Annotated in this window: 20 protein-coding genes; 6 read left to right on the top strand and 14 right to left on the bottom strand. The window is 51.3% G+C overall.

Annotation, left to right across the window (positions count from 1 at the left end):
• Positions 1–19: 19 nt before the first annotated feature.
• On the bottom strand, positions 20–451 hold the full coding sequence (locus tag BZK42_RS19920; protein WP_046276397.1) for a DUF805 domain-containing protein: 432 nt from the start codon (positions 449–451) through the stop codon (positions 20–22).
• Positions 452–551: 100 nt separating this feature from the next.
• Here BZK42_RS19920 and BZK42_RS19915 point away from each other — a divergent pair, with 100 nt between their 5' ends.
• Together BZK42_RS19915 and tpiA are read left to right on the top strand one after the other, a co-directional pair.
• Entirely contained in the window at positions 552–1,148 is a 597-nt protein-coding gene (locus tag BZK42_RS19915) for a YiiQ family protein (RefSeq protein WP_016155250.1), read from the top strand.
• 111 nt (positions 1,149–1,259) lie between these two features.
• Positions 1,260–2,027 (top strand): triose-phosphate isomerase, encoded by a 768-nt coding sequence (gene tpiA / locus BZK42_RS19910; RefSeq protein WP_003028783.1) that lies wholly within the window; start codon positions 1,260–1,262, stop codon positions 2,025–2,027.
• Between the two features lie 81 nt (positions 2,028–2,108).
• On the opposite strand, the gene BZK42_RS19905 is transcribed toward tpiA, so the two are convergent.
• The 6 genes from BZK42_RS19905 to cpxP all read right to left on the bottom strand — a co-directional run bounded on the left by BZK42_RS19905 (position 2,109) and on the right by cpxP (position 8,235).
• Positions 2,109–3,413, bottom strand: a complete 1,305-nt coding sequence (locus tag BZK42_RS19905; protein WP_080859904.1) for an SLC13 family permease — start codon at positions 3,411–3,413, stop codon at positions 2,109–2,111.
• Positions 3,414–3,486: 73 nt separating this feature from the next.
• Positions 3,487–4,236, bottom strand: coding sequence for a CDP-diacylglycerol diphosphatase (locus tag BZK42_RS19900; protein WP_080859901.1), 750 nt, complete (start codon positions 4,234–4,236; stop codon positions 3,487–3,489).
• A gap of 104 nt (positions 4,237–4,340) precedes the next feature.
• Entirely contained in the window at positions 4,341–5,330 is a 990-nt protein-coding gene (gene sbp, locus BZK42_RS19895; RefSeq protein WP_016155247.1) for a sulfate/thiosulfate ABC transporter substrate-binding protein Sbp, read from the bottom strand.
• 206 nt (positions 5,331–5,536) lie between these two features.
• Positions 5,537–6,499 carry a 6-phosphofructokinase gene (gene pfkA, locus BZK42_RS19890; protein ID WP_003028778.1) on the bottom strand — a complete coding sequence of 321 codons (963 nt, stop codon included), beginning with the start codon at positions 6,497–6,499 and terminating at the stop codon, positions 5,537–5,539.
• Positions 6,500–6,684: 185 nt separating this feature from the next.
• Positions 6,685–7,587, bottom strand: a complete 903-nt coding sequence (gene fieF, locus BZK42_RS19885; RefSeq protein ID WP_016155246.1) for a CDF family cation-efflux transporter FieF — start codon at positions 7,585–7,587, stop codon at positions 6,685–6,687.
• Positions 7,588–7,734: 147 nt separating this feature from the next.
• Positions 7,735–8,235 carry a cell-envelope stress modulator CpxP gene (gene cpxP / locus BZK42_RS19880; RefSeq protein WP_016155211.1) on the bottom strand — a complete coding sequence of 167 codons (501 nt, stop codon included), beginning with the start codon at positions 8,233–8,235 and terminating at the stop codon, positions 7,735–7,737.
• A 150-nt stretch (positions 8,236–8,385) separates the two neighbouring features.
• On the opposite strand from cpxP, the gene cpxR reads away from it, so the two are divergent.
• Together cpxR and cpxA are read left to right on the top strand one after the other, a co-directional pair.
• Positions 8,386–9,084, top strand: coding sequence for an envelope stress response regulator transcription factor CpxR (gene cpxR / locus BZK42_RS19875; protein ID WP_006686193.1), 699 nt, complete (start codon positions 8,386–8,388; stop codon positions 9,082–9,084).
• Positions 9,081–10,454 (top strand): envelope stress sensor histidine kinase CpxA, encoded by a 1,374-nt coding sequence (cpxA, locus tag BZK42_RS19870; RefSeq protein ID WP_016155210.1) that lies wholly within the window; start codon positions 9,081–9,083, stop codon positions 10,452–10,454. The genes cpxR and cpxA overlap by 4 nt, the downstream gene beginning before the upstream one ends.
• A gap of 40 nt (positions 10,455–10,494) precedes the next feature.
• On the opposite strand, the gene BZK42_RS19865 is transcribed toward cpxA, so the two are convergent.
• The 4 genes from BZK42_RS19865 to yiiM all read right to left on the bottom strand — a co-directional run bounded on the left by BZK42_RS19865 (position 10,495) and on the right by yiiM (position 14,437).
• The gene (locus tag BZK42_RS19865; RefSeq protein WP_094761768.1) at positions 10,495–11,745 is read right to left on the bottom strand and encodes an MFS transporter; all 1,251 of its coding nucleotides are present in this window, start codon (positions 11,743–11,745) and stop codon (positions 10,495–10,497) included.
• Between the two features lie 118 nt (positions 11,746–11,863).
• Positions 11,864–12,820 (bottom strand): sugar phosphate isomerase/epimerase family protein, encoded by a 957-nt coding sequence (locus tag BZK42_RS19860; RefSeq protein WP_080859899.1) that lies wholly within the window; start codon positions 12,818–12,820, stop codon positions 11,864–11,866.
• An 8-nt stretch (positions 12,821–12,828) separates the two neighbouring features.
• Positions 12,829–13,533 carry a GntR family transcriptional regulator gene (locus BZK42_RS19855; RefSeq protein WP_019077919.1) on the bottom strand — a complete coding sequence of 235 codons (705 nt, stop codon included), beginning with the start codon at positions 13,531–13,533 and terminating at the stop codon, positions 12,829–12,831.
• A gap of 229 nt (positions 13,534–13,762) precedes the next feature.
• The gene (gene yiiM, locus BZK42_RS19850) at positions 13,763–14,437 is read right to left on the bottom strand and encodes a 6-hydroxyaminopurine reductase (RefSeq protein WP_080859896.1); all 675 of its coding nucleotides are present in this window, start codon (positions 14,435–14,437) and stop codon (positions 13,763–13,765) included.
• A 152-nt stretch (positions 14,438–14,589) separates the two neighbouring features.
• Between yiiM and BZK42_RS19845 the strand changes: the two genes are divergently transcribed.
• Positions 14,590–15,486 (top strand): dihydrodipicolinate synthase family protein, encoded by an 897-nt coding sequence (locus BZK42_RS19845; RefSeq protein ID WP_049269685.1) that lies wholly within the window; start codon positions 14,590–14,592, stop codon positions 15,484–15,486.
• Positions 15,487–15,527: 41 nt separating this feature from the next.
• Here the strand turns inward: BZK42_RS19845 and kdgT are convergent, their stop codons facing one another.
• Positions 15,528–16,511 carry a 2-keto-3-deoxygluconate transporter gene (kdgT, locus tag BZK42_RS19840; protein ID WP_016155204.1) on the bottom strand — a complete coding sequence of 328 codons (984 nt, stop codon included), beginning with the start codon at positions 16,509–16,511 and terminating at the stop codon, positions 15,528–15,530.
• A 235-nt stretch (positions 16,512–16,746) separates the two neighbouring features.
• Positions 16,747–17,367 (bottom strand): superoxide dismutase [Mn], encoded by a 621-nt coding sequence (gene sodA, locus BZK42_RS19835; RefSeq protein WP_049269681.1) that lies wholly within the window; start codon positions 17,365–17,367, stop codon positions 16,747–16,749.
• Between the two features lie 289 nt (positions 17,368–17,656).
• On the opposite strand from sodA, the gene rhaT reads away from it, so the two are divergent.
• Positions 17,657–18,691 (top strand): L-rhamnose/proton symporter RhaT, encoded by a 1,035-nt coding sequence (rhaT, locus tag BZK42_RS19830; protein WP_046276208.1) that lies wholly within the window; start codon positions 17,657–17,659, stop codon positions 18,689–18,691.
• Here the strand turns inward: rhaT and rhaR are convergent.
• Positions 18,688–19,536, bottom strand: a complete 849-nt coding sequence (rhaR, locus tag BZK42_RS19825; protein ID WP_016155201.1) for an HTH-type transcriptional activator RhaR — start codon at positions 19,534–19,536, stop codon at positions 18,688–18,690. The genes rhaT and rhaR overlap by 4 nt on opposite strands.
• Positions 19,537–19,564: the final 28 nt, after the last annotated feature.

Here is a 19,564-nt window from a genome sequence, read left to right as displayed (position 1 = left end):
GCGCTTCTCCGGTCGACAACTACTGGCGCTCGGCTTTGTACTTTACGTCCTGCGTATCCTTACCATATTTATTTTCGTCCTGGGTGCCAACGAACGCGCCCAGATCGATGAGCATACCGACCAGAATGAGCGTCGGAACAAAGCGACCAACCGCCCATTGCCAGACGCCGGGTAACACCGCCCAATTTCCGGCCAGCAGCATCCACGCCAAAATCATCAGCAGCGCCCACGCTCCAGAACGTCCCCGATCGTGCAGGCGTTTTACCGTCACTGCCGCCGTCGGCCATAGCAGACAAACCAGACAAAATGCCGCAGTCTGAATATCGAGTAATTGCTTGCTCGCCAGCGAGAACAGAACCAGCATTCCGACGATCCACAGACCTATCCAAATCCAGAAATCACGGCGCCCGATGCGCCCTTTAAATGAGAATAACCACTGCTGTATGGTCATGTAAGTTCCTTTATTATTACCTTCCAGAACAGTTTACCCTTTTGACAAGCCCGACAGTTACCGTTTTAATCGTGAGCAGTCATAACGAAAGGTACGATTGATGAAGCAAGGATTTACACTGTTTTTATTATTGTTTTCAGCCTTCACCGCGAGCGTTGCGGCACGGGCGGAAGAGCCATCGACGGCAACCACGGCCCCCTATTTACTGGCGGGTGCGCCGACCTTTGACCTGTCGATTAGCCAGTTTCGCGAAAACTTTAATACGCAGAATCCGAAGCTTATCCTGAATGAGTTCCGCGCCATCGACAGCAGCCGCGATCGGGCAAACCTCACCCGCGCGGCCAGTAAAATCAATGAAAACCTGTATGCGTCCTCCGCCCTTGAGCGCGGCACGCTAAAAATCAAAAGTATGCAGATAACCTGGTTGCCGATTCAGGGACCAGAACAAAAGGCGGCCAAAGCGAAAGCGCTGGAATACATGACCGCCGTCATTCGTACCGTCGCGCCGCTACTGACGAAAGAGCAGAGCCAGAAAAAGCTGCAAAAACTGCTCGCTGCCGGCAAAGGTAAACACTATTACGCCGAAACAGAAGGCGCAATTCGCTATGTTGTGGCAGATAACGGTGAAAAAGGGCTGACCTTCGCTGTTGAACCGATTAAGCTGGCACTATCAGAAAGTCTTGAGAAGGCGAATTGATGACAAAAAGCAAAGCCTTTCCGCAGACGAATCTCTATACTGTTTCACAGACCATGCTGCCCTGACGGGCGGCCATATTCCTTAATTCGCTGACAAGCGTGGAGAAATGAAATGCGACATCCTTTAGTGATGGGTAACTGGAAACTGAACGGCAGCCGCCACATGGTAAACGAACTGGTTGCTAATCTGCGTAAAGAACTGGCTGGCGTTGCTGGCTGTGCAGTAGCAATCGCTCCGCCGGAAATGTATATCGACCTGGCGAAACACGCCGCTGCCGGTAGCCACATTATCCTGGGCGCGCAGAACGTTGACCTGAACCTGTCTGGCGCATTTACCGGTGAAACAAGTGCTGAAATGCTGAAAGATATCGGCGCGCAGTACATCATTATCGGTCACTCTGAACGTCGTACTTACCACAAAGAGTCTGACGAGCTGATCGCTAAAAAATTCGCCGTGCTGAAAGAACAAGGTCTGACTCCGGTTCTGTGCATCGGTGAAACCGAAGCAGAAAACGAAGCGGGCAAAACTGAAGAAGTCTGTGCACGTCAGATCGACGCCGTTCTGAAAACTCAGGGCGCGGCAGCATTCGAAGGCGTCGTTATCGCTTACGAACCAGTTTGGGCTATTGGTACCGGTAAATCTGCAACTCCTGCTCAGGCTCAGGCTGTTCACAAATTCATTCGTGACCACATTGCTAAAGCTGACGCGAAAATCGCTGAACAAGTTATCATCCAGTACGGCGGTTCCGTAAACGCAGCGAACGCAGCAGAACTGTTCGCTCAGCCGGATATCGATGGCGCGCTGGTTGGCGGTGCTTCTCTGAAAGCAGATGCCTTCGCGGTCATCGTTAAAGCAGCAGAAGCGGCTAAACAGGCGTAATGCTGTTGAGGCGGGTAGCGCTTCGCTGACCCGTCCTCCAAGACTGTAGGCCCGGTAAGCGTTAGCGCTACCGGGCTTTTTTTACAACTTACCCAACACGCTAAACCACAGATAATCCAGCGGCAGAAGAAGCAGATATGTTGCCGTCGCCAGCGCGATACACAGCAGCATCCCCGCCCTCGCAGGCACTTTCCCAAGCGCCATCGCCACCACAATCGGCGAAGCCTGATACGGCAGTAGCGGTGTGGAATACCCCAATACCTGAATCATAATTACCGACAGCAGCGGGAACCCAGTCGCATCGGCAAAACTTTGCGCCAGAGTGGTATACAGCGCCGGAACGCCGTTCGCCGTCATAATAAAATTGAGTGCGGTGGTAATGCCGGTCAGCGCGAGAAAGCTGGTAAATGGTTTTTCCGCATCCAGCGGCATCACCTGTAACAGCGCCTCGCCCACTGCACTGCCAATGCCGGTCTGGGTAACGGTGATTGCCAACCCCAGAATCCCCGCCACGTAAATGCAGGTCCTGATATTTACCCCGGAGGAAAACTCCTCGCCATTGATAAAACCAACCCGTGGTAGCAGCGTGATAACCGCCGCCGCCAACCCGGTCCACGCAGGCCCTATACCGTGCCAGCTTTCACTTACCCACAGCAGCAGCACCACTGCTAGCATCCAGGCCAGGCGTTTTTCATCCCGGCTCATTGGTTCCGCTGGCGTGAGATCGCGCGGTGCGTGGGGCTTGCCAGGGAACAGCCAGCAGATAAGCATGATGAGCACCGCGCCTTTAAGCCAGCCCAGAACCGGCGTATGCAGCAGCAAATAGGGAAGATAATTGAGGTGGATGCCGTAAGAGCCTTCCGCCGCGCCGCTCATTACCAGATTTGGCACGTTAGCGGGTAAAATCGTCGCGGAAAGCTGGAACGTCCCAAACCCGACGGCCAGCGCCAGACCATACCAGGCGCGCGTACCCTCGTTAATTCCGGCACGCTTCGCCATTGCAGCAACAATCGGCATCAGCAGCGCAATACGCCCCATATTGGACGGCATCACAAACGCCAGCGCGTAACTGAGCAGCACCACGCTCGCCACCATTAACGGCCAGGAATCGGTCAATCGCGATGACAGCGCTCTCGCCGCCCTGTCCGCCAGCCCCGTTTTGCGAATCGCGATACCCAGCACAAAACCACTAAAGACCAGCCAGAATGCCGAAGACGCAAATCCGCCAAAGATCACATCCGCAGGTGCGATTTTGGCAACCATTGCCACGGCAAAGAACAGCAGCGCCGTTATAAACTCCGGCAGTAGCGACGTCGCCCAGAGCAGGATAGTAATGCCAACCACCAGAGAGGGGATAAACAGAGGGTGTGTAAGCCAGAGCGACATGCCTGTCTCCTGTTATTTTTTTCAACAAGAATACGGGGACAGACATGCGGAGTAAATGCCAGATTAGGTGGGGTTAACGCAGAATATCACATTGATGATCCTGAATTTCCTCAGCGGAGGCGAGATTGAGCGACAACAGATTGCGCTGGGTCGCCAGCAGGACAAAGGACTCATCGCTCTGACGCACCATCGCCAGCGCATAGCTGCCCATGTGCTCACGCGCATCCGGCACCTCTTCTGCCAGCATCATAAACGGGCTGCGTTGCGCCAGTTCATTTTCCGTGACGCGACGCGCCAGATATTCATGACCGCGCAGCCCACCCGGTAATGGCAGCCAACGGGGGCTGATTTTCGCCAGATTGTCATCCAGCTGTTTTCTGACATCGGTTCGCAGGCAGGAAATATGAATATGCAGATGATTTTGCGTACGCCCACTACGCGAGTTAATGGTCAGCGATACCGCTTTGTCAGGGATTTCCTGACCGTATTTTTGGCTCATAAAGCTGCGCGCCTGCCAGGCCAGCCAGAAAAAGTTCGGCGTACCTGATTTCAGCAGCAGCGGGCTTTCCGTTCCGTTGATGCGCCAGGTCGGCATCAACAGGTATTGCAGTGGGCCGTTACGATCCTTGAACACCACATATCCGGCATCCGGCTTCACTTCGGCGCACGGCGTGGGATCCTGCTGCTGCAACTGGTGCGGCAGGCATTGCTGAAGAACAATCTGGCGTAATGCGTCCGGGTTACCAGTGAATTTCCAGTACCCGATACCTGCAGCAGCGGCGACTACAATCACCGCCAGTAAAAGATAGCCTGCTTTTTTCATTACGCGTTCCCTGTATCTCATTGAAGGGCAAGAGTAACGCAAAACCATGACAAATAAAAAACCCGGTCGCGTTATGCCACCGGGTCGGTAAATCACAGACTTATTTAGCGCTTGCTGATCTGGTCAAACGTACCACCGTTAGAGAAGTGCTCTTTCTGCGCTTTCGTCCAGCCGCCAAACTCTTCGTCGATGGTGAACAGTTTCAGCTTCGGAAATGCATTTTCGTATTTCTTCGCAACGTCTGCATCACGCGGACGATAGTAGTTTTTCGCTGCAATTTCCTGACCTTCCGGAGAGTAGAGATATTTCAGGTAGGCTTCCGCCACCGTTTTGGTGTCTTTCTTTTCCACGACTTTATCGACCACAGAAACGGTTGGTTCCGCGAGGATAGATTCACTCGGCGTCACTATCTCGAATTTGTCTTTGCCCAGCTCGTTTGTCGCCAGCAGGGCTTCGTTTTCCCAGGCGATCAGCACATCACCGATACCGCGTTCAACGAAGGTATTGGTTGAGCCACGCGCCCCAGAGTCCAGCACTTCAACATTCTTATACAGGGCCTTCACGAAGTCTTGTGCCTTGGCCTGATCGTTGTTGTTGTGGTGCAAGGCGTAGCCCCATGCCGCCAGATAGTTCCAGCGTGCGCCGCCTGAGCTTTTCGGGTTTGGTGTAATGACCGACACGCCTGGTTTGATCAGATCGTTCCAGTCATGAATTTGTTTGGGGTTGCCTTTGCGGACCAGGAAAACGATGGTGGAGGTGTATGGCGCGGAGTTATCCGGCAGACGCTTAATCCAGTTTTTATCGATACGACCACGTTCAGCAATGGCATCCACATCGTAAGCCAGCGCCAGCGTCACGACATCGGCTTCAATGCCGTTAATGACGGAGGTCGCTTGTTTACCCGAACCGCCGTGCGACTGGCGGATCACGACGTTGTCGCCCGTTTCCTGCTTCCAGTGCGCGCTGAAGGCCTTATTGTACTGCTCGTACAGTTCACGCGTTGGATCGTACGATACGTTAAGTAACTGAATATCCTTTGCCAGAACGCTGGTCGATGCCAGCAATAATGTTAACCCTACGCCCCATTTGTTCATCGCCCAGCTCTCTTATGTGGTGTTGTGATGAGCAAAGCGTGCCAGAAAGGTATCCAAACATTAAAGAATAAAAAAAGATTTGCTATAACTTGGGGGAATAAATGCGGGGAATTGTGCCGAATGGTGGTTAGCGGCTCATCAGGCCTACAAGTCTTTACAACCTGTAGGCCTGATGCGCTTAGCGCCATCAGGCGCGGAAAAAACAATCAGTACAGTTTTTTCGCGCAGTCCAGCCAGTCACCTTTGAACGGACGCTTCATGTTTTCAATCGCGTCGATGATGTCGTGGTGAACCAGTTGCTCGTTCTGAATACCTACACAGCGACCGCCGTGACCTGCCAACAGCAGTTCAATGGCATATGCGCCCATACGGGACGCCAGGATACGGTCGTAAGGCACCGGAGAACCACCACGCTGGATGTGACCCAGTACGGTTGAGCGCGTTTCACGACCCGTTTCTTTCTCGATGTAATGCGCCAGTTCGTCAACGTCACACATGTGCTCAGTGATCGCCACAATCGCGTGTTTTTTACCTTTCGCGATGCCTGCTTTGATTTCAGCAACCAGATCGTCACGGCTGAATTCCACTTCCGGAACCACCACGAACTCACAGCCGCCAGCAATGGCAGCCGCCAGGGTCAGATCGCCACAGTAGCGGCCCATCACTTCAACGATGGAAATACGCTGGTGAGAAGAAGAGGTATCACGCAGACGGTCAATCGCTTCGACTACGGTACCCAGAGCGGTGAAATAACCGATGGTGTAGTCGGTGCCTTTGATATCGTTGTCGATAGTGCCCGGCAGACCGATGCATGGGAAGCCCATTTCAGTCAGGCGTTTTGCCCCCATGTATGAACCGTCACCACCGATAACAACCAGCGCGTCAATGCCACGCTTTTTCAGGTTTTCGATAGCCACGGCACGCACGTTTTCGTCGCGGAATTCCGGGAAGCGGGCAGAACCGAGGAATGTACCGCCACGGTTGATCATGTCGGACACGCTGTAGCGGTCAAGTTGAACCATACGGTCTTCATACAAACCCAGGTAGCCATCATGGATCCCCATGACTTCCAGCCCTTCCGTCAACGCTGCACGTACAACACCACGGATTGCTGCGTTCATGCCCGGCGCATCACCGCCGCTTGTCAACACACCGATTTTCTTAATCATGACTACCTCTGAACTTTGGAATGCAAAATGAAATCTGCTGCCGGAAGTCGATTCCGCATATCGAAACGATCCAACGAATATGCAGATAGTATAACAATCACTTCCTGCTGAATTGATTCAGGTCAGGCCAAATGGTGGTAATTTATACACAAAATGCTGGCCCGGTTCACTTTTTTTACAACGAATTATAAAAGCTCAAACATCTTGCCTTCCTTGGGTACGACCGAACAGGGATCCTGATGAATGATGACATCCGATCCCGGGAAACGCCGTAAAATTGCCTGCTCTACCTGTTCAGCCACTAAATGCGCCTGAACGAGCGGCAGATTATCTTCCATTTCCAAATGAATCTGAATAAAGCGGGTCGGCCCTGACTGCCGCGTGCGAAGATCGTGAGCGCCGCTGACTCCAGGCCATGACGTCACAATATCAATAATTTCCTGACGTTCTTCATCGGGTAAAGCGCGATCCAGCAAAGACTGTACCGCCTCATAACCCATGCGTAATGCACTATATAAAATATAGATGCCAATCCCGAGCGCAAACAAGGCATCTGCGCGATGCCAGCCGTACCATGCCAGCCCAAGCGCCACGAGAATCGCACCGTTCATCATAACATCAGACTGATAATGAAGCATATCCGCCCTAACGGCCTGACTTTGCGTGCGCTTCACCACCCAGCGCTGAAACGAGACCAGAATGATTGTACACACTAACGCAATGATGGTGACAACCACCCCGACGCCAGGATCTTTCATTGGCGTGGGTTGGATGAGATGCTGAATCCCGGTCAGGAATAAAAACAGCGCCGAACCGGAAATAAACATGCTTTGCGCCAGCGCCGCCAGCGATTCCGCTTTTCCGTGTCCGAACGTATGTTCATCATCGGCCGGTTGCAAAGAATAGCGCACCACCAACAGGTTGGTTAACGACGCGGCGATGTCCACCAAAGAATCCACCAGCGCTGCCAGAATACTGACCGATCCGGTGTACCACCACGCAAAAATTTTGATCAAAAGTAACAGCGATGCCATCACGGTCGCCGCGATTGCCGCCCGGCTAACCAGCCGCCCATAGGTTTGATTCATAAACACTCCTGCCAGGATATGCCGCTAGTATAACGGATGAAGTAAAACAGTCAGGCAATAACCGAGTGACAAATTTTGGGCAAAAAAAACCCCCACATCATGTGGGGGAAGACAGGGATGGTGTCTATGGCAAGGAAAACAGGGTTACTACTGGGAACGTGAGTTGCTACTACTCAATAAATTCAACGATGAGCTTTTTTTCCAGTGCGCTACGTCGCGCAGTTGCTCCATTCGTTGTTCATGTCTCTCATTTAAAACCGCTTGCTGCTCGGGCGTTAACAGGCGATACATCTGGTTGCGAACCTTGGCTATTTCAACCTGGCGGGCAACCTGTTCTTGCGCCATTCTTTCTGCCTGAGCGCGCACAGCGCGTTCATCAAATTTCTCTGCGGTGACAAGGCGATGCATTGTCTCCATTTCGCTAACATTAACAGGAGGCTGTTCGTGTCTTGCCTGCTGCATTAAATCTCGCATCTGTTGACGTTGATGTTCGGTTAAACTGATACCGTCGAACATGTGGCTCTGAACGCTGCGTTGCGCGGAGCCTTCACCCAGGTGCCAGTGATCGCCTGTGACGACTTCAGCTGCATGGCTTAAAGTACTCAGTGCCAGCGTTGAGGCCATGACGGCAGCGGTAACTTTGCCCATCACTTGCTCCCAAAATCTTTTCTGTCGCGATTCAACGAGAGACAGTTTACGATTCGGGCTGCAAACATGCGTCAGGGGGTGTAAAACAACGTAAAGTCATAGATTAGCGACGCCTGATGACGTAATTTCTGCCTCGGAGGTACGTAAACAATGAATAAAATCCTGTTAGTTGATGATGACCGAGAGCTGACTTCCCTGTTAAAGGAGTTGCTCGAAATGGAAGGTTTCGATGTGCTGGTTGCCTATGATGGGGAACAGGCGCTTGAGCTTCTGGATGACAGCATCGATTTACTTTTGCTCGACGTCATGATGCCGAAGAAAAATGGCATTGATACGCTGAAAGCACTTCGTCAGACACACCAGACACCCGTAATCATGCTGACCGCTCGCGGCAGCGAATTGGATCGCGTACTTGGCCTTGAGCTGGGCGCGGACGACTATTTACCCAAACCGTTTAACGACCGTGAACTGGTCGCGCGCATCCGCGCTATTTTGCGTCGCTCACACTGGAGCGAACAGCAGCAGAACAGCGACAACGGTTCGCCCACTCTGGAAGTGGATGCGTTAAGCCTTAATCCGGGTCGCCAGGAAGCCAGCTTTGACGGGCAAACCCTGGAGTTAACCGGCACCGAATTCACCCTGCTCTATTTGCTGGCACAGCATCTCGGTCAGGTGGTTTCGCGTGAACACCTGAGCCAGGAAGTGCTGGGCAAACGCCTGACACCTTTCGATCGCGCGATCGACATGCATATCTCGAACCTGCGTCGTAAGCTGCCAGAACGTAAAGACGGACACCCGTGGTTTAAAACCCTGCGCGGTCGCGGCTACCTGATGGTCTCCGCTTCATGATAGGGAGCTTAACCGCACGCATCTTTGCCATCTTCTGGTTGACGCTGGCACTGGTGTTGATGTTGGTACTGATGTTACCCAAGCTTGATTCACGCCAGATGACCGAGCTACTGGACAGCGAGCAGCGCCAGGGGTTGATGATTGAGCAACACGTTGAAGCTGAACTGGCGAACGATCCACCCAACGATTTGATGTGGTGGCGTCGCTTGTTTCGGGCGATAGACAAGTGGGCGCCGCCAGGACAGCGGTTATTGCTTGTTACGACGGAAGGACGCGTGATCGGCGCAGAACGCAACGAAATGCAGATCATTCGTAACTTTATTGGTCAGGCTGATAACGCCGACCATCCGCAAAAGAAAAAATACGGTCGCGTTGAGATGGTCGGGCCTTTCTCCGTCAGAGACGGCGAAGATAACTACCAGCTGTATCTCATTCGACCTGCCAGCAGCTCACAATCTGACTTTATCAATCTGTTGTTCGACCGACCGCTGTTGTTGCTGATTGTCACCATGTTAGTCAGCTCTCCGCTATTGCTCTGGCTTGCCTGGAGTCTGGCGAAACCGGCGCGTAAGTTGAAAAACGCGGCGGATGAAGTGGCCCAGGGCAACCTGCGTCAGCATCCGGAACTGGAAGCCGGTCCGCAGGAGTTTCTGGCGGCAGGCGCCAGCTTTAACCAGATGGTGACGGCGCTGGAGCGAATGATGACCTCGCAGCAACGCCTGCTGTCGGACATCTCTCACGAGTTGAGAACGCCGTTGACGCGTCTGCAGTTGGGCACCGCGCTGCTGCGCCGTCGTAGCGGTGAAAGCAAAGAGCTGGAGCGTATTGAAACAGAAGCGCATCGGCTGGACAGCATGATCAACGACCTGCTGGTGATGTCACGCAATCAGCAGAAAAACGCGCTGGTCAGTGAAACGGTGAAAGCCAATCAGCTGTGGGGCGAAGTGCTGGATAACGCCGCCTTTGAAGCCGAGCAGATGGGTAAATCACTCACGGTGAATTTCCCGCCGGGCCCGTGGCCGCTGTACGGCAACCCAAATGCGCTGGAAAGCGCGCTGGAAAACATTGTGCGCAATGCCCTGCGTTATTCACACACGCAGATTGAAGTTGGCTTCGCGGTGGATATCGATGGGATTACCATCACCGTCGACGACGATGGCCCGGGCGTTAGCCCTGAAGACCGAGAACAGATTTTCCGTCCGTTCTATCGTACCGATGAGGCGCGCGATCGCGAGTCTGGCGGAACAGGTCTGGGTCTGGCGATTGTTGAAACCGCAATCCAACAGCATCGTGGCTGGGTGAAAGCCGAAGACAGCCCGCTGGGTGGTTTACGGCTGGTAATTTGGTTGCCGCTGTATAAACGCGCTTAACAGGCTTCCCCGGTAACGTAATGCCGGGGAAGTTCTCACATTATGCTGCCACAGTCGCAGCCGCTAGCTTTTGCTTTTTAATCCGCTTCACCAGAATGGTCGAACAGATAAAGCCCATTAAGCTGAACGCAATCATCACGCTAAAGACATAGTTATAGCCCGTGATGCCGCTATTGGTATCCAGTAAATAGCCGTATAACGTATACGCAAACATGGCGGGCATATAACCGATAATACAGCCAAATGCCATCGCCGAACCGGCATATTCACGCGGGGTACCAATCTCATCCATTGGTGCAAAGAAAATGGCGCGCTGTGAGAAAATAATCGCCCCAAATCCTAGCGTCGCCGCCATACCGATATACACATTCATCGTTTGATGTGGCAACAGCATAAAAACAACCATAGCAGCAGCAGAGATCAGAAACGTCCACTTCAGGTAAACCGTAGGTGATTTAGCAACCTTATCCGCCAGCAGCCCACCAATCGGCCCTCCCACCATTTTCAATGCATACTGGTTGATGATGCCGTACGCGCCGACGAGTGCTACCGGCAGCATGTAGATATCTTTTAAGAATGGGATGAAGTAAGTCAGGCCACAGTACGCGGCGTAAACAAAGAAAATCCCTAAAGAAGCCAGCCAGACGTTAGGGCAGGACAACACATGTTTGATACCCTTTAAGACTTCCATGTTTGCACTGGTTTTCTCGCCGCCTTTCACTTTGTCATCATCGACAATAAAGTACGTCACAATACCTGCCGCAAGCGTAATGACCGTATAAAACAACAGACCCGCCTGCATCCCCGCTTTACCTTCACCAAACTGGACGAAAACAAACAGAGCGCCAGAAGCGACGATAACATCCACCACGCCACGTCCGGCTTCTAAAAAGCCAAACATGCGCCCTTGTTCTTCTTGCGTACCTAGCAGACGCACAGCTTTCAATAACACCGGCCAATAAACCACATCGGCAAAGAACGCCATTGCGGCAAAGCAAATAAGATAACCGGTAAATGACGGTAGCGTCGCCAAATATAAACCGCATAGCCCAACGCCGATCAGACCAAATGGTAATAATATTTTCTTGGAATAACGGTCTGCGATATAGAGCGACAGAAAAAGCCCGGTTGTCTGAACAATCGTATAAACAGTAAAACTTAAACCAATTTGCGTATTGGTTAAACCCCAGTCACTTTGCATTGGCACATAGAAAACGTCTTTCATACTTGAAAGTTTGAATATTGTGCCGCCGCCTAAAATTAAAAAACAGAGCCTTGCCCATTTGTTCATGAACATAATTAAACCCTCATTGCTTGTTGAGAGAAATATTTAAATTAAATCATATAACTAATAAATTAAGAGAGTTATTTTCATAACCCTTTTCGCATTTAATAATATTAAAAGAAGTTTATTTATTACTTGTAAACTTGTCGCATAAATCACGGATATACTTTATTTGAGCAAGAGCATGTTCTTTTTCCTGCGCCAGTCGCGCATCAATCATGTTACTGTCGGGCAGCGGCGTATAGCTTGCATCGCGCCATGGGATCCAGGGATTATCACCTTCATCATCAAAACGAAATGCCGGAGCATAATATTCAACTTCCTCTTCCAGACCAAAAGCATTTACTTGCGGTTTATCCTCACCTAAAAGTAATAATGCCTTAAGCATCTCTTCCATTGGTAAGTCACCGTATCCTGAACGACAAGCCTCATGCCCCCAGCCTTTACCTTCTTTAATAATTTTTGCGTCTTTGATATGTACCTGAGTGATTAGAGGGGACATGACCTCTAACGCAGAAAGCGGCTGCTCATTGGCATTAATCATGTTGCCAAAATCAAATAGAATAGAGAGATTCTTCATTCCACTATTATTAACCAGCGTCACCAGTTCATGGCCTTGCAGATCTTCATGCTGTTCGATAGTAAAGCTTAGTCCGCAATCGTCATACTGAGACAACCACGCAATATCATTGGCAATCTTTGCCATGACATCGTTGAGATGTCCTTCATAGCGCGGGTAGAAACGTACTGAAGTTGCGCCAGTTGCCACAGCAATACGGATCGCATCCGTCAATGTCGCCTTGTCCGATGCGCTCGTTTCAATATGTACATCGAGGTTATATTTTTTGGCCTTTTCTTTAAAATCGTGCAACTGCCGATCGTTTAGTTTCTGCAGCGATTGGGACTCACCATCCTCAACATGTATTTTCACTCCCTTTAATTGTTGCTGATGCGCAATATCCAGAAGATCGCTCGGAAGGACTCTCTCATAGCGCATATTCAGATGAAAGGCATAAGCATGTAGGTACAGTGGTATATTTCTCGCACGTTCAGCGAGAAGTTCTTGGTTGCATTTTCCCATTATTTTTCTCATTCATCACGAATAACAAGTTCCACAGATTCAAGTCGCCAGTATTCAAAATCAACCTGAACCACTTTTTTATCTCGGGTAGCCCGATGTTTTTCTACTAAAATTCCATAAGTATTAGGCGCAACGCCCAACTCTTTGCAGGCCACTTCTGGCATATTGACCGGTTTAAAAATCATTTCTTTGATATTTAAAGCATGACCAAACGCATCTTCCCAGACGCTGGCAAAAGACTGATTGCCCAATTTATTAATGAATCCTGGCGCAACATCAGCATCAATATAGGACTCATGGTAAAACACTTTATGCGAATCAAGACCACACCAACCGGTAACTAAATAGCGATCACCGGAGGAGAGAAAAACATCATCAACATGGTGCGGAACCGTCGCAATCGTTTCTTTGGTTAAATAACCCCAAAAAGGCTTGCGCCCCTGAGCACAGGCTTCAGCATTAAAGCTGGAAAGTGATTTGGGATTATAAATAAATCGCTTCGATGAAATAAACCAACCACTGCGGTTCTTTCGGAAGATACGCGCATCGATCTCAAGCTCAATCAGAACCTGACGTAAAGTCATGCGCTTCGCATCCAGCAACTCACATAACTCTCTCTCCGAAGGCAATTTAGAGCCCGCTGGCAAATTATTCTCGTTTAACCAGCTTTCAAAGCGCTCTCTAAGCACATCAACATTGTTTTTCTTTTTCATCTTACTCATCTGGTTTAAACCAATTTAAAGCTAAGATATTTGAGTGCAGGAAATACTCAAGTTTTTTTTCAACGCAGAGTTTCTTTTTGTGGGCCAGGTATCAAGAATGGACTGAAAACATGGCGTGACAGGCAGGTTTTTTTAACCTGCCTTAGTATGCAGAGATAAGAACCACGAGAGAGGCAAATCAGGTGTTACCACCTGATTTAATTGCATGGCCAGAATGGCTTTATTTTCCCCACAAACGTCGGGAATTGTCTTCGATCTTGCCGCTTAAACGACGCTTTTGCATCGTTCTGGTCCAGCTTTTCGATAACCCGGCAGCCGAGAGTAAACGGTGATATTGTGAGTCATCAAACGGCATATGCCAGGCAATGGCAATCGCCTCCCGCACGCTGACGTCGCTGACGCGTGAAGCCAGGATCAACGGCGCGTCCGCCGACACCAGACCTGGAGCGATGACGCTGCACAGCCAGCCCGTCTTGCCTGCCTCCTGCATCTGGCTGGCCATATCGCTGATGCCAAAATGGAAATTCAGCTTAAAACACGGCGAGCGCGGCTGCGTGACCTGAATCAGCGCATCTCCCCACTGGAAAATGTCGCCAATAAATACATTCTCTTCCGTTAGCCCCTGAGTAGAGAGATTCTCGCCAAACGCGGGCGCGACAAAGCGCTCTGCCTGCTCCGGAAACTCTTGTCTCCAGTGCTGATAGTGTTCACGCGGATAGTGGCACAGCGCGCGATCCGGCCCACCGTGAATTTTCGTTTCCGCCTGTTCATCACCCGTCAGCCCCAGTTCGGTCAGCGTCAGCTCGCCGTCAACCTGGACCTTAGCAATCGCGCTGGGACGGCTTCCCGTGTAGTCCCGAACCTTGCCTGTAAAAACATCGACCGGATATCGCATCTGTTCCCTCTCCCGATAAATTTCCCCCATTACACCACATTTATTTTACCCCAGTCGCTCAAAATGAGAGCACGGTTCACATGAAACTTAGGGACACATGCTATCAATGTAATCTGGTTTTGAAACATCATTTCAAATAAGGAGTCAACAACGTGACTGGTCAATCGCAATTTGCTGGCGTCTGGTGTCCTTCCATTACGCCAATGGATAATGACGGCAAGATCGATCTTAACGGTCTAAGCCAGCATCTCAAACGCCTTACCGAGGCCAAAATCGACGTGATTTTGCTGATGGGTAGCATCGGGGAATTTGCCTCCTTTACGCTCGAAGAAAAGCTGTTACTAATCCGCGAGGCCCGCGCTATGAGCTCGCTGAAGATGGTCGCCAACGTCTCATCCACCTGCCAGAATGATATGCTGTTGATGGCGCAGGAAGCGTATCGCGCCGATTACGACGCCGTGATGATCCTGCCGCCTTACTACTATGGGCAAACGGCAAAACAGCTGCTGAGCTACTTCCGTCAGTTGGGGCAGAAGCTCAGCGGTAAATGGTTTGCCTATAACTTTCCGGCGCGCACTGGCTGCGATTTAACGCCCGAACTGGTTGCCACCCTCGCCGCCGAGTTCCCCAACTTCGCAGGCATTAAAGATACCGTCGACTGCCAGTCCCATACTCGCAGTATGATCCAGACCACCCGCGCCGTACGGGAGGATTTTGCCGTGTTGTCCGGCTATGACGAATACTACATTCCTAACCTGCTGGCAGGCGGCGCGGGGGTGATTTCAGGATTAAACAACGTCATGCCTGAACTGTTTGTCAGCGCACGGGAAGCATTTAAACAGAGCGACCTGACAGCACTTCGCGACATTCAGGACCAGATTGGCACCTACATGTCCATCTACGCCATCGGCGAAGATTTCGTCACCACCATCAAAACCGTGGTATCGCGTAAGTTTGGCTATTGCACCGGCGTGTCACGAAATGCCGGCGGAGAGTTGAACGAGGGTGAGTGTCGGACCATCGATGAGGTATTTGTCGTCAAAGCGTAAATCGTTAAGCCGGATGGAACAGACCATCCGGCAAAAGAGACTTACTTCACGGCGCTACGAATATCAATTTCCGCCGCCCTGGCTTTAACTCTTTTCGACCAGATGGAAGTGATAATCGGCACCAGAATGGAGGTCACAATCACCGACGTGGCGACAAGGGAAGTTGCTGCCGGTGCCATCGGTTTAAATGCCGGAACCATTTCAGCAATCAGCACTGGCGTAGCGACCGCCGCACCAGCTGAGCTGGAGGCCGCAATCCCCGCTGTGCCATCGCCGCCGCCAATCAGTTTATCGGCGATAATCAATGGAATACCGGTAATGATAATTACCGCCACGCCCAGCAAAATACCCAGTACACCGGTCTGCGCAATCACGCTCAAATCAATGGTGTTACCAAGCGCGAAGGCAAAGAAAGGAATCAATGTCTGCACCGCTTTGCTGAAGAACTCCCGCAGCTCAGGGTCCAGATTTCCCAGCGCAAAGCCAATCAGGAACGGTAATACGGCCCCCACAAACACGTGTGGTTCAAACGAAGCGATCCCGGCGGTTCCCAGAATCACCATAGTCATCAGCGGGCCAGACTCCAGCGACATCAGGACAAACGCCCCGGCCTCTTCTTTGGTGCCGTACTGCTGCATAATCGAGGCATACAGCCCGCCGTTGGTCATATCCATGGCGGCCACCAGCGCCAGCGTAGACAAGCCGGCGAAGAAACCAACTTCTACACCATGTTCCGGCAGAATACGTGAAGCAATCGCCGCGACCACCCACGCTACCAGGATCTTGGTTATGACCAGCGTGCCTGATTTACGCAGCACGGTACCGGTGGCGCTTAGCTTGATCGACGCCCCCATACAAAAGAACCAGACCGCCAGAATAGGCACCGTACCGGTGATCATACCGTTGGTAAAGGAGCCGAAGTATTTCCCGGCGCCGGGGGAAAAGGTGTGACACAACGCGCCCAAAAAAAGCGGCACCAGCATCATGCCGCCTGGGATTTTCTCTATCGTTCGTTTGATCTGCATTTCCATCACCTGTAGACATAAAAATGGGGCAATTTTTATGGGCGATTGCATCTTGCTTATGAGATGCGCCCGTCTTGATGAAACGAAGATAGACATTCATAGAGACTATAAAAGTGATCCCACTCGCATAATAAAACCTTGTTTCAATTTAAGTGGATCATTGTTTTTATATTGATTTTGATCACAAAAAAACCCCCACAAGCATCGCTTGCAGGGGCTTACTAAAGCGTAGAACTTATTTTTTCGCTGCGAAACGCGCGGCAGCTTCGTCCCAGTTCACCACGTTCCAGAACTCTTTGATATAGTCCGGGCGACGGTTCTGGAATTTCAGGTAATAAGCGTGCTCCCAAACGTCCAGGCCCACGATCGGGAAGCCGGAAGCGCCAGAGATAGCTTCACCCATCAGCGGGGAATCCTGGTTAGCAGTGGAAACAACAGCCAGTTTGTCACCTTTCAGAACCAGCCACGCCCAGCCGGAACCAAAACGGGTTGCCGCAGCTTTTTCAAATTCAGCTTTGAAGTTGTCCACGGAGCCGAAGTCACGTTCGATAGCCGCTTTCAGGTCGCCCTGCAGCGTAGTACCGGTTTTCAGACCTTTCCAGAACAGGCTGTGGTTAGCGTGGCCGCCCGCGTTGTTACGCAGTACGGTTTTCTTGTCTGCTGGCAGTTGATCCAGTTTGGTGATCAGCTCTTCAACAGGCAGGCTCGCGAATTCAGGTAAGCTTTCCAGCGCAGCGTTAGCGTTGTTTACGTAAGCCTGGTGGTGTTTGGTATGGTGGATTTCCATCGTCTGCTTATCGAAGTGCGGTTCAAGGGCATCATAAGCGTACGGCAGGGATGGCAGTGCATAACTCATAATCATCTCCAGTATTGTCGGGCGGCCAGTGTTAACGCCGCGTAAGCAGTTGGGTCATTATAGTTAATTAAATGATATTGAAAATGATTATCAATGCCGTACTTTTTACAAGGTTTTGATGACTCAAGTCCATTGCTAAAGATGTGAGCCGAATCACCCACTTAACGTGATGATTGCCAACATGCGCCAAATGGCGGCAATCGTTAAAAGGTTAACTACCTGCATAATTTTTAAACTCGTTTGGTCGGAGGGGTAATTACCGACGATAAAAAATAACGAGGATTAAGTCATGAGTAACGCGATTACGATGGGTATCTTTTGGCATTTGATAGGCGCAGCCAGTGCCGCCTGTTTCTATGCCCCGTTCAAGCAAGTCAAACATTGGTCATGGGAAACGATGTGGTCGGTTGGCGGGATCGTCTCCTGGCTTATCCTCCCATGGACCATCAGCGCCATGTTACTTCCCGATTTCTGGGCCTACTTCAGCTCCTTTAGCCTCTCCACGCTGGCGCCGGTGTTTCTGTTCGGTGCGATGTGGGGGATTGGTAATATCAACTATGGCCTGACCATGCGCTATCTCGGTATGTCGATGGGCATCGGCATTGCGATTGGTATTACGCTGATTGTCGGCACGCTGATGACCCCGATTATTAACGGCAACTTTGATGTACTGATCAACACCTCTGGCGGACGCATGACGCTGCTTGGCGTGCTGGTCGCGCTGATTGGCGTGGGCATTGTTACCCGTGCGGGTCAGTTAAAAGAACGCAAAATGGGCATCAAAGCGGAAGAGTTCAATCTGAAAAAAGGGCTGGTTCTGGCGGTCATGTGCGGCATTTTCTCTGCCGGGATGTCATTTGCGATGAACGCTGCTAAACCAATGCACGATGCCGCCGCCGCGTTGGGCGTTGATCCGCTGTATGTCGCCCTGCCAAGCTATGTGGTTATCATGGGCGGTGGCGCGCTAGTCAACCTGGGTTTCTGCTTCATTCGTCTGGCAAAAGTGAAAAACTTGTCGATAAAAGCTGACTTCTCGTTAGCCAAACAGCTAATTATCACCAACGTGCTGCTCTCCGCACTTGGTGGCTTGATGTGGTATCTGCAATTCTTCTTCTACGCCTGGGGCCACGCTCGTATTCCGGCACAGTATGACTATGTAAGCTGGATGCTGCACATGAGCTTCTATGTTCTGTGCGGCGGAATTGTCGGACTGGTATTGAAAGAGTGGAAAAACGCGGGTCGCCGTCCGGTCAGCGTGCTAAGTCTTGGCTGCGTAGTGATCATTGTCGCGGCAAACATTGTTGGTCTGGGAATGGCCAGCTAATCATGTTGGGTACTGAGATGACGCCACTGGCTCGGCGTCATCCCGGTTTCGCGCGTGAATACCACCGAAAAGTAGTTACTATCCTCAAAGCCGCAGCGCATGGAAATCTCACTAATCATCAACCGACTATGCTTGAGCAGATACTGTGCATGGCACACCCGCACCTGGCGCTGATACTGGTTGATCGTCATCCCGGTCTGGCTGCGAAACTGCTGGCGCAAAACGCGTTCGCTGCACCGTTCACGCTCGCAAAATGTATCCAGTTCGAACGCATGCTCATGGCTACCGGCTAACGCGGTGATCAGTTTATCCAGCAGCGTTTCACTTGACGTCGCCGGGAGCGTATCCGTGGCATAACGATGACGTTTAAGGTGAGTTACCAGTTGACCAAACAGCAGCTCAGCCATGGTAAAGGCCTGCGCATCGCGCTGATTACTTTCATGCTCAAGCTGGCTTATCACCTGTCTGGCCTGGGTCATGCCAACGCTGCCAAGTCGCCAGTGCGGCTGCCTCGGCGTACCGTCAAATCCGGGGATCGCCCCTTGCCAGTCAACATTCAGCGTTAACCGCTCCGGGCAGTAGATGATATTTTGCAACACAAGGTCGTTAACGGAGGTGTAGGAGTGTTTATCTTCGGCGCGAATATAAAACAGATCGCCACGGGTTATCCGGTACGGACGATCGTTAAGGACATGCAGACCATTGCCGCGCCAGACCAGAACCAGCTCGCAAAACTCGTGGGTATGCTCAGCAAAGACATCCTGCGGATAACGATCGGCCACGGCGACAGCCTGCTGCTCATGCGCAAAAAAGTCTGATTTCAAAAGAACCAGATGATTCGCCATCATATCACCTCAACCTGTACGCTTGCCG

This window comes from Citrobacter braakii (genome assembly GCF_002075345.1).
Classification (GTDB): Bacteria; Pseudomonadota; Gammaproteobacteria; order Enterobacterales; family Enterobacteriaceae; genus Citrobacter; species Citrobacter braakii.
This window is presented reverse-complemented; position numbering and strand designations above follow the sequence as displayed.

Excerpts from the sequence above, each read along its gene's own strand:
- tpiA (WP_003028783.1), top strand. The coding sequence starts at position 1,260 with ATGCGACATCCTTTAGTGATGGGTAACTGGAAACTGAACGGCAGCCGC.
- BZK42_RS19860 (WP_080859899.1), bottom strand. The coding sequence starts at position 12,820 with ATGGGAAAATGCAACCAAGAACTTCTCGCTGAACGTGCGAGAAATATA.
- cpxP (WP_016155211.1), bottom strand. The coding sequence starts at position 8,235 with ATGGGCAAAGTTACCGCTGCCGTCATGGCCTCAACGCTGGCACTGAGT.
- BZK42_RS19915 (WP_016155250.1), top strand. The coding sequence starts at position 552 with ATGAAGCAAGGATTTACACTGTTTTTATTATTGTTTTCAGCCTTCACC.
- sbp (WP_016155247.1), bottom strand. The coding sequence starts at position 5,330 with ATGAACAAATGGGGCGTAGGGTTAACATTATTGCTGGCATCGACCAGC.
- sodA (WP_049269681.1), bottom strand. The coding sequence starts at position 17,367 with ATGAGTTATGCACTGCCATCCCTGCCGTACGCTTATGATGCCCTTGAA.
- rhaT (WP_046276208.1), top strand. The coding sequence starts at position 17,657 with ATGAGTAACGCGATTACGATGGGTATCTTTTGGCATTTGATAGGCGCA.
- pfkA (WP_003028778.1), bottom strand. The coding sequence starts at position 6,499 with ATGATTAAGAAAATCGGTGTGTTGACAAGCGGCGGTGATGCGCCGGGC.
- cpxA (WP_016155210.1), top strand. The coding sequence starts at position 9,081 with ATGATAGGGAGCTTAACCGCACGCATCTTTGCCATCTTCTGGTTGACG.
- BZK42_RS19865 (WP_094761768.1), bottom strand. The coding sequence starts at position 11,745 with ATGAACAAATGGGCAAGGCTCTGTTTTTTAATTTTAGGCGGCGGCACA.
- kdgT (WP_016155204.1), bottom strand. The coding sequence starts at position 16,511 with ATGCAGATCAAACGAACGATAGAGAAAATCCCAGGCGGCATGATGCTG.
- fieF (WP_016155246.1), bottom strand. The coding sequence starts at position 7,587 with ATGAATCAAACCTATGGGCGGCTGGTTAGCCGGGCGGCAATCGCGGCG.
- BZK42_RS19905 (WP_080859904.1), bottom strand. The coding sequence starts at position 3,413 with ATGTCGCTCTGGCTTACACACCCTCTGTTTATCCCCTCTCTGGTGGTT.
- BZK42_RS19855 (WP_019077919.1), bottom strand. The coding sequence starts at position 13,533 with ATGAAAAAGAAAAACAATGTTGATGTGCTTAGAGAGCGCTTTGAAAGC.
- BZK42_RS19900 (WP_080859901.1), bottom strand. The coding sequence starts at position 4,236 with ATGAAAAAAGCAGGCTATCTTTTACTGGCGGTGATTGTAGTCGCCGCT.
- yiiM (WP_080859896.1), bottom strand. The coding sequence starts at position 14,437 with ATGCGATATCCGGTCGATGTTTTTACAGGCAAGGTTCGGGACTACACG.
- cpxR (WP_006686193.1), top strand. The coding sequence starts at position 8,386 with ATGAATAAAATCCTGTTAGTTGATGATGACCGAGAGCTGACTTCCCTG.
- BZK42_RS19920 (WP_046276397.1), bottom strand. The coding sequence starts at position 451 with ATGACCATACAGCAGTGGTTATTCTCATTTAAAGGGCGCATCGGGCGC.
- rhaR (WP_016155201.1), bottom strand. The coding sequence starts at position 19,536 with ATGGCGAATCATCTGGTTCTTTTGAAATCAGACTTTTTTGCGCATGAG.